The organism is Aquimarina aggregata, assembly GCF_001632745.1.
In the GTDB taxonomy this organism is placed as follows: Bacteria; Bacteroidota; Bacteroidia; order Flavobacteriales; family Flavobacteriaceae; genus Aquimarina; species Aquimarina aggregata.
Genome location: NZ_LQRT01000029.1, coordinates 1 through 4,511 on the forward strand (window position 1 = coordinate 1; position 4,511 = coordinate 4,511).

At 36.1% G+C, this 4,511-nt stretch carries 5 protein-coding genes; 2 read left to right on the forward strand and 3 right to left on the reverse strand.

The annotated features are described in order from the left end of the window. Positions 1-180: 180 nt before the first annotated feature. The 3 genes from AWE51_RS18220 to AWE51_RS18230 are packed head-to-tail and all read right to left on the reverse strand — an operon-like array spanning position 181 to position 1,068. Positions 181-486, reverse strand: coding sequence for a type II toxin-antitoxin system RelE/ParE family toxin (locus tag AWE51_RS18220; protein WP_066316451.1), 306 nt, complete (start codon positions 484-486; stop codon positions 181-183). Further along, the gene (locus AWE51_RS18225) at positions 487-717 is read right to left on the reverse strand and encodes an addiction module protein (RefSeq protein ID WP_066316452.1); all 231 of its coding nucleotides are present in this window, start codon (positions 715-717) and stop codon (positions 487-489) included. It abuts the gene before it with no gap. A 12-nt stretch (positions 718-729) separates the two neighbouring features. Then, a complete protein-coding gene (locus tag AWE51_RS18230; RefSeq protein ID WP_066316453.1) occupies positions 730-1,068 on the reverse strand; it encodes a helix-turn-helix domain-containing protein in 339 nt (112 codons plus the stop codon). Positions 1,069-1,212: 144 nt separating this feature from the next. On the opposite strand from AWE51_RS18230, the gene AWE51_RS18235 reads away from it, so the two are divergent. Together AWE51_RS18235 and AWE51_RS18240 are read left to right on the forward strand one after the other, a co-directional pair. Next, positions 1,213-2,739 carry a hypothetical protein gene (locus AWE51_RS18235; RefSeq protein WP_066316455.1) on the forward strand — a complete coding sequence of 509 codons (1,527 nt, stop codon included), beginning with the start codon at positions 1,213-1,215 and terminating at the stop codon, positions 2,737-2,739. Between the two features lie 63 nt (positions 2,740-2,802). Then, on the forward strand, positions 2,803-3,372 hold the full coding sequence (locus AWE51_RS18240; protein WP_066316458.1) for a hypothetical protein: 570 nt from the start codon (positions 2,803-2,805) through the stop codon (positions 3,370-3,372). Positions 3,373-4,511 lie beyond the last annotated feature (1,139 nt).

Below are 4,511 nucleotides of genomic sequence, written 5' to 3' on the forward strand. Positions count from 1 at the left end.
ACTAATACGGGTTAGAGCCTTAATACTAGATCGCTCGAAAGTTCACTCCGTTCTTTTAAATTTTACAACTTAATTTAACCATAAAATATATAAATGCTAATCTAAAGGATCGCTCGGATTTACAATCCGAGATTGATTAGATAAAGCTATAAAGCCACTCTTAACGGGGTGGTTTTTTGTTTAATCTTGTTCTCTAGCATTCCAATTTTGTGGGCTTTGTGCCATAGCAAATACGGCAGAGATTATGATGGTTTTGTTTTCTTGATCCACTATAAAATGAATCATATATGGGAACACATCTACAATAGCGGTTTTAACATCACGGTAACGGGTAACAATGTTCTCAGGATTTTTACTGATATGAGCTACTTTTTTACGGACTTCTTTGGTAAAACGTTTGCCTAATCCTTTTTGCTGTTTGTTGTACCACTTGGCAGTACTTTTGATATCTTCTTTGGCAAGCGGTAGTATGACGGTTTTATACATTTATAACTCTTTGTCGATATCGTCCATAGCCTTATCAAAATCTAATACCTGATCAGGATTGTTACGATGATCAGCCAAACGTTTATCTAGTTCCGCTTTATGCCACTCAGGGATATCGTTTAACTCGGTCTCAATATCATTGTACTTCTCTTTGAGTTTATTCCAATCGTTCATTGGGATAAACACCCCAGTAGGAACACCATTACTATCTGAAATATATTGTAAGTTCATTATTATTTAAATTTAAGAGGAATACGCTTGTTGTGTTTTGTAATCCCTAATTACAGAATCAATTATAGAAAATAAATGCCCTTTAAACTCTGAGTTCATACCTTCTATCTCTTGTAAACGTTGTAATGTTTTTTTATCAAAGGAAGCATTAATTCCTTCGCCAACAAGATAATCAAGTGAAACCCCAAAAGCATCTGCAATCTTTTTAGCTGCATCTACAGAAGGAATAGCGATACCTCTTTCATATTTACTAATCATCTCACGAGACACACTACTTTGGTTCGCTAAATCTGTTTGAGACCAATTTTTTTCTTTCCTTAATTTTGCTACAATAATAGCTATTTTATCCATTATAAGCCTGTTTTGAGTCTAATAATACTGTTTAATTACAAATATACGTAATTAAGAGACGTAATTAAATCTAATAATTCTTTGTTGATTTGGAAATAAAATCTACATTTGCGTCTAATAAGACCATTATTTAATTTATCAACAATGTTAGATACGACCAACCCACACAACTATAGTTACACTACAAAACAGTTAGAAATCCATATCCTTGGAGGTATCAAGTTTACTAATCTAGAACGTATGCGGGTTACGCTAAGCATACAGAAACCTAGTAATCATAACGTATTAAGACATAGTATCGATCTGTATAATGATAATACTATAGAGCGATTAGTTAGAAAAATAGCAGAACGTATAGAAATTGGTACATCAATAGTGAGGCAATGCCTCCAAGAGCTTACCGCAGCACTAGAACAATACAGAATCGATCAACTAGCCAAAGAGAATGAAGCAAACCAAATACAATTAAAAGTATTATCTACCAAAGAACGGCAAGCAGCAGAAACTTTTTTAAAGTCTAAAGACTTATTAGCAAAAACAAATGAACTTATCGGTACATCTGGTGTTATCGGAGAAGAAACCAACAGATTATTAATGTACCTGATCTTTACCAGTCGTAAAACTAATAATCCGCTACATTGTATAAGCCTTGGTAGTTCGGGGGTTGGTAAAACACACTTGCAATCTAAAGTAGCAGAACTTATACCCGATGAAGATAAAGTAGAAATCACCGTATTATCAGCAAACGCCTTTTACTATTTTAATAGAACAGAATTACAACACAAGTTAATCTTAATCGAAGACTTAGACGGTGCAGAATCTGTGCTCTATCCATTACGGGAGCTACAATCTAAAAAGAGAATTACAAAAACGGTAGTTCATAAAGACAAAAAAGGAACAACTAAAACCATACATCTAACCGTAGAAGGTCCTGTATCTGTTGCAGGCTGTACCACACAAGAAAGTATTTATGAGGATAATAGTAATCGTAGCTTTTTATTATACATCGATGAATCTAGCGAGCAGGATAAAAAGATCATGCACTATCAGCGCGCCGAGTCGGCGGGACGAGTAAATAAACAAGATGAATTTATCGCAGCTAGGTTTTTACGGGATGTACAACGAATCTTAAAACCTATAAAAGTGATTAATCCGTATGCAGAATACTTAGAATTACCAGAATCTGTATTTAAACCAAGGAGAACCAATAGCCACTATTTACAATTTATAGAAGCAATAACCTTCTATAAACAATATCAACGGGAGCGTAAATATGATGAGCAGACTGGTGAAGAATATATAGAAACCACTATCGAGGATATACAAGAAGCAAACGAGATTATTAAAGAAGTACTCTTGCGTAAAAGTGATACCATCACAGGAGCAGTACGAAATCATCTCGAAAGGCTCAAAATGTATTTAAAAGAAGAAAAAAAGACCGCTTTTACCAATGCAGAGATACGAAGAAACCTACGGGTAAAAGAAAGCACCCTACGCAATTATAACAATCAACTGTTGGCAGAAGGATATATCAAACGGGTAAAGAAAGCCAAAACCAAAAGCTATTGTTTTGAAGTGGTTGACCCCAGTGAATACCAAAGCCTAAAAGATCAGATACATACTGTATTACATACCAAACTAGAGGAAATACAAGTCGCAACACGCAACTAACTCGCAAGTACTGTTTTTGCGAACTTAAAAACAACACTATCAACACATTAATATCAATGAATTATGGATGCTCAAAAAACACATACCGAAGAAAAAAAAATACTGCTCTATGAATTACAATTGATCATTAAAAAGCTCTATCCACATACCAAAACCATCAACCCATATCAAGCTACCATAGATCAATACCTAAACAGGTACGATGTTAAAGAATACTTGTTGTACCAAGAACTATTACATGCCATTACCATACTCAATCAACGGGGAAGGCTTAAAGAGCATAAAAAAGTAATTAGTAGTCAAACTGATGTTATCAACACCTTAGAACTATTACAGATTATACCTGTAGATCAGCAGAGTATGGAATCCTACAATGTGCTATACAAGAGATACAAAACAACACTCTTTACCTCTTTATCTGCTGGGCGAACATTAAAAAAATCACGTACTACCGTATACCGACATTTTAAATCATTACAAGCATTAGGGTTGTTAGAAAAAACAGATCAAAAACAAGACAGTAAACCCTTGTACCGATTATTAGAAAACCTCTATGCAGAAGTCAAAAAAGAGAATATCTATCAAGAAGCCATGGGGGAATGGAGTGACTTTATAGGTTTTGTAGAGTTCTAATGGCTTAACATTTACTAAAAGACCCGGATCGAAAGGTTCGGGATTTTTTGTTGATAGATAAATAGCCAAGTGACTCCCTTAGGTCGAATCATTATTATGGGCGCAGCTGGTAATGCTTTGCCCATAAGCTGTTATAAGGTGTTCCTTCGTCACGCCACAAGCTATTTTTGTTATTCCGCAAGTCCGCTACGCTACCTTGCTACATACCGTTACAGCTTCCTCGCCTCCGGTCGTCAGTTTACACTACAAATAAATAACCTTGTTCTGTTCCTCCATCACCCGTAGCTACTTTTTTGCTTAAAAACAATATGGTTGCCTACGGCGTATGTTAAATTAAGCAAAACCGCTACTTCATGGGCTACGCCGCTTGGTCGCAACCTAGCCGATTATTTATGTTTAAGTCATTATTGTTTTTTAATGGAAAACATAAAAATCGTCTGGCGCATCCCTTCGTTACACTCCCGGTCTACGTCGGTTGCTCCTCTCCGCTTCGGCTACGCCTTTGTTCTGCACGCATGCAGCTTATCTTCAATCGCCAGATGGCTAGGATCAATCTTGAAGCTGAAGGTCAGCAGCAAAGTGCCTTTGCGCACTTCAGCTTCAATATTAATCGTTCTTACTCAAACGCACATATTTTAGTAAAAAGCGGAATGCGGTGGCTTTAGTGGCTGGACTTCCGCTTTTTATTAAAATACTAGCCAAGTGGCGACTGAATACCGCGTAAAGGGCATAAAAACCACTCAAAATGCCCCCAAACCTGTTCAAATCATGTCTACGACACGATTATATGCCTATAATATTATAATATCTTCCGTAAAAATAGCTCGTTAGAAGTCAGGTTTATGAATCATCGCAGTTGGTGCGCGGCTGTTTTACATAAATACGGTTATAGCCCCTGACCATCGGGAAGTGCGGGTATAATACTAATTATGTAAATACAGCTTTGAGTATGCGGCTGACTTTAGAAGTAACAAATACAGAATACCGTAATACTAGTAAAACGTAAATCATTATTTTAGCCAAGTAGAGAGATAGATGACCGAGAAGAACGTTCTTATTTTTTGCTTTGTAGCAGGTAACCGTGTAAAAAAAAGGTACACCTTTTAATTTTTTACGTAACTGATTATACTGGTAATTAC

What these genes read in the sequence shown, in the direction of transcription:
- AWE51_RS18220 (WP_066316451.1), bottom strand. Translation starts at nt 486, where the DNA reads ATGTATAAAACCGTCATACTACCGCTTGCCAAAGAAGATATCAAAAGT.
- AWE51_RS18225 (WP_066316452.1), bottom strand. Translation starts at nt 717, where the DNA reads ATGAACTTACAATATATTTCAGATAGTAATGGTGTTCCTACTGGGGTG.
- AWE51_RS18230 (WP_066316453.1), bottom strand. Translation starts at nt 1,068, where the DNA reads ATGGATAAAATAGCTATTATTGTAGCAAAATTAAGGAAAGAAAAAAAT.
- AWE51_RS18235 (WP_066316455.1), top strand. Translation starts at nt 1,213, where the DNA reads ATGTTAGATACGACCAACCCACACAACTATAGTTACACTACAAAACAG.
- AWE51_RS18240 (WP_066316458.1), top strand. Translation starts at nt 2,803, where the DNA reads ATGGATGCTCAAAAAACACATACCGAAGAAAAAAAAATACTGCTCTAT.